The sequence below is a fragment of the Mucilaginibacter sp. genome (genome assembly GCF_036383575.1).
In the GTDB taxonomy this organism is placed as follows: Bacteria; Bacteroidota; Bacteroidia; order Sphingobacteriales; family Sphingobacteriaceae; genus Mucilaginibacter.
The window spans coordinates 1-3851 of record NZ_DASVOB010000266.1; the positions used below are offsets into that span (position 1 = coordinate 1).

The window sequence follows — 3851 nt, forward strand, 5'->3', positions numbered from 1 at the left end:
ATAACCCTTTCTCCGGGCTATATTACAGCCAGTCATATCTTAGCTTTTAGCTTTATTACCATCATGCACATCGTTTTTGGTGAGCTTGCGCCTAAATCGTTAGCTATCCAGAAATCGGTACGTACGGTAATGGCCGTTTCATTGCCGCTTAGGTTTTTCTTTGTGGTTTTCAGGCCGGCTATATGGGTATTGAATAATTTTGCCAATTTTATTTTAAAATTATTGGGCATAAGTTCTGTTGAAGGTGGTGAAACCCATCACAGCTCTGAAGAACTGCAATACTTGCTGGAGCAAGGTAAAGAAACGGGAGCCCTCGACTCAAATGAACATGAACTGATCCAGAATGTGTTTGATTTTAACGAGCGTGTGGTTAAAAACATCATGGTTCCGCGTACCAAGATCTCGGGTGTGGATATTGCCTCAACCAAAGAAGAATTGTTGGATATGATCATCGATGAAGGCTATTCGCGGATGCCTGTGTATGATGATGTGATAGATAAGATCATTGGTATTGTGCACGCCAAAGATATTTTGCCGTTGCTGGCCCGTAATGAAGAGATCGTACTGAGAGATATTATCCGCAAGCCGTATTTTATCCCTGAAACAAAAAAGATCAACGACCTGATGGCCGAGCTACAGCAAAAACGCATTCAGATAGCTATTGTACTTGACGAATTTGGTGGTACTGCCGGTATGGTTACCCTGGAAGATATAGTAGAAGAGCTTGTAGGGGAGATCCAGGATGAGTATGATGAAGAAAAGCCTATAGTTGAGAAGATCAATGAGCGTGAGTTTGTTGTAAATGCCCTTGCATCTATTTACGATGTGAATGAGCATTTGCCTCATGACTTACCTGAAGATGGCGACTTTGACACTGTATCCGGCTGGCTTGGAGATATCTTCGGCAAGATCCCCGATGTTGGTGAGCAGAAAGAATCTAACGGGTATAATATCACTGTTCTAAAAAAATCCGACCAGAATATAGAATCAGTTAAACTCGAATTACTGATAAATGAAGAAGATGCAGTAGATTTACATTAATCTGCTTACCCATAATGCAACTTTTTTATACACCTGATATTGACGCCTCCCATCCCCAATACTTTCTTAGCGAAGAGGAAAGCAAACACGCTATACGCGTATTGCGCCTTGAAGCAGGCGATGAAGTACAACTGATTGATGGTAGGGGAGGCCTGTATGCTGCACAAATTCATGATGCGCATCCAAAACGTACCATTCTGAAAATAACATCGGTAACTACCGGGTTTGAAAAACGCAATCATTACCTGCATATCGCGGTAGCTCCAACCAAAAATATAGAACGTTTGGAGTGGTTTTTGGAAAAAGCCACAGAAATTGGTATTGATGAGGTGTCATTGATCGTTACCCAACGCTCAGAGCGTAAGGAAGCCAAGGTTGAGCGTTTAAATAAAATCATTACGGCAGCTATCAAGCAATCCCTTAAAGCATATCATCCGGTATTAAATGAACCTTTAACGCTAAGCCAGCTATTGGACAAGCCTTTTGAGGGGCAAAAATTTATTGCTCATTGCGAACCCGGAGATAAATTGAACCTGAAAGCCGAATTGACACTGCAAGGTCGTTATTTAATATTAATAGGCCCGGAGGGAGATTTTGCCCCTGCCGAGATTGATAAAGCTTTGCACAATGGGTTTAAACCAATATCTTTAGGTACAAGTCGCCTGCGTACCGAAACTGCCGCGCTGGAGGCTTGCTTTGAAGTGAATTTTTTAAACAGGGTATGAAAAGGATCAGGATAGCATTGGTTGTTTTGTTTGCAGCTATAGCAATGAGCAGCTTTAATGCCCCTGCCTATAAAATTGCCCGGCTCAAATATAATGGCGGCGGCGACTGGTATGGCGACCGCACCGCATTACCTAACCTCATCAGATTTTGTAACGAAAACCTCAAAACCAATTTTGATGACGACGATGAGGTAGTGGAAGCAGGCAGTGCCTCGTTATTTAATTATCCCTTTACTTTTATGACCGGGCACGGCAACGTGATCTTCTCCGATCAGGAGGCCCGTAACCTGCACAAATATCTTACCGGTGGCGGCTTTTTGCATATTGATGATAACTATGGGCTCGATCAATATATTCGTCCGCAGATGAAAAAAGTGTTTCCTGAGCTTGATTTTGTTGAGTTGCCGGTTAATCACCCCATCTATCATCAAAAGTATGACTTCCCTAACGGCTTGCCTAAAATTCATGAGCATGATGGTAAACGTGCCCAGGGTTTTGGTTTGATATACAAAGGCCGGCTGGTTTGTTTTTACACCTATGAGTGCGATTTGGGCAACGGTTGGGAAGATTATGGCACTTATGCCGGTGACACCCAGGAAGCCCGCCAAAAGGCCCTTAAAATGGGGGCAAATTTAATCCAGTATATCTTTACGCAATAGACATCATCATTTAGTCCCGGCTTTAACGGTAAATTTTTCTTCAAACTGTCAGTTAGGGGTTTAGTTTGCTCATTGTGATGTTGCGATTAAAATTAATATCTTTAGTTTTATATCAGCGGTGAAACAATTTCCAGGTAAACCGCGTATCATCTAATCTAAATCCTATGTACAAATTAAGTATCAATGACCTGTATAGTATTGAAGCAGAGCGAACCGCTGCAGGAGATTTGCTTGTTGACGGGGTTAAGTGCCAAGCCGATATCAAACAGTTAAAGCCGTCTATTTACCACGTTATCGAAAATAACCGCTCGTATAACGTCGAGATCGTTAATTTTAACAGTAACGAAAAAACTGCTGAAATAAAAGTTAACAACCACACCTATAATGTTACCGCTAAAGATCAGTTTGATATACTGCTTGATAAACTTGGGTTTAGTAATTTAAACAGCGCCAGGATCAGTGAGATAAAGGCCCCTATGCCCGGTTTAGTGCTTAAAGTGTTTGTGAACAAAGGAGATAGTGTAAAAAAGGGTGATAACCTCTTTGTTCTTGAAGCCATGAAAATGGAGAATATTATCAAATCGCCGGCCGATGTAACGGTAGAAAAGATCTTGATAAAGCCCGGCGATAAAATTGAAAAAGGACAGATATTAATGCTGTTTTAACTGAGCGTTATTGTTTTAATGTGCGATAATAACATTTTTGCAACAGGCGCAACGTAATTTTAACGCTTTTGTTGTTTTTGCATATTTTTTTTACGAACTTACTTTCTTAATTAACAATATTAACTTTTATGAAGAAACATTTACTAACAATCCTGTTGTTATGTACTTGTATTACTCTTGGTTTTGCCCAAAACCGGGTTATTACAGGTAAAGTAACGGATCAGAAAGACGGCTCACCCTTACCTGGGGTAAGCGTAACCGTAAAAGGAATCACCGGATTGGGCACCCAAACCGATATTAATGGTGGTTACAAGCTTAGTGTGCCAGCAACCGCCAAAATTTTGACTTTTAATTTCTTGGGTTTTAAATTATCTGAAGAACCGATTAATGGCAATGTTGTCAATGTTCAGTTAGCAGCCGATTCAAAACAGCTTACCGAAGTTGTTGTGGTTGGTTATGGTACTCAGAAGCGTGCAAATATTACCGGTTCTATAGCATCTGTAACATCTAAAGATATAGAAGGTACACCAACTACATCAGTTGAGCAAGCTATACAAGGTAAAGCTGCAGGCGTTTTGGTGCAGGCTGATAACGGAAAGCTGGGGCAGGGTATTAAGATAAGCGTTCGCGGTACGTCATCAGTATCTGCCGGTACCCAGCCACTTTATATTATGGATGGTGTGCCTATTACTACCAGTGACCTGTCAAGTACTGTTGCATCAACAAGCCCGCTTGCGGATATTAACTTTAATGATATCGAG

5 protein-coding genes are annotated in these 3851 nt (G+C 41.2%); all 5 read left to right on the forward strand.

What is annotated here, in order from left to right; genetic code table 11:
* The coding region (locus tag VF500_RS09465) for a hemolysin family protein (RefSeq protein WP_330859443.1) at positions 1-1041 on the forward strand (1041 nt) is incomplete at its 5' end.
* Positions 1042-1055: 14 nt separating this feature from the next.
* Positions 1056-1766, forward strand: a complete 711-nt coding sequence (locus tag VF500_RS09470) for a 16S rRNA (uracil(1498)-N(3))-methyltransferase (protein WP_330859444.1) — start codon at positions 1056-1058, stop codon at positions 1764-1766.
* Positions 1763-2425, forward strand: a complete 663-nt coding sequence (locus VF500_RS09475; RefSeq protein ID WP_330859445.1) for a DUF4159 domain-containing protein — start codon at positions 1763-1765, stop codon at positions 2423-2425. Before VF500_RS09470 ends, VF500_RS09475 begins: the two co-directional genes overlap by 4 nt.
* A 164-nt stretch (positions 2426-2589) precedes the next feature.
* Positions 2590-3090: a biotin/lipoyl-containing protein gene (locus tag VF500_RS09480; protein WP_330859446.1), complete on the forward strand. Its 501-nt coding sequence runs from the start codon at positions 2590-2592 to the stop codon at positions 3088-3090.
* A 128-nt stretch (positions 3091-3218) separates the two neighbouring features.
* Positions 3219-3851 (forward strand): carboxypeptidase-like regulatory domain-containing protein (locus VF500_RS09485; protein ID WP_330859447.1); only part of this gene is annotated, 633 nt, incomplete at its 3' end.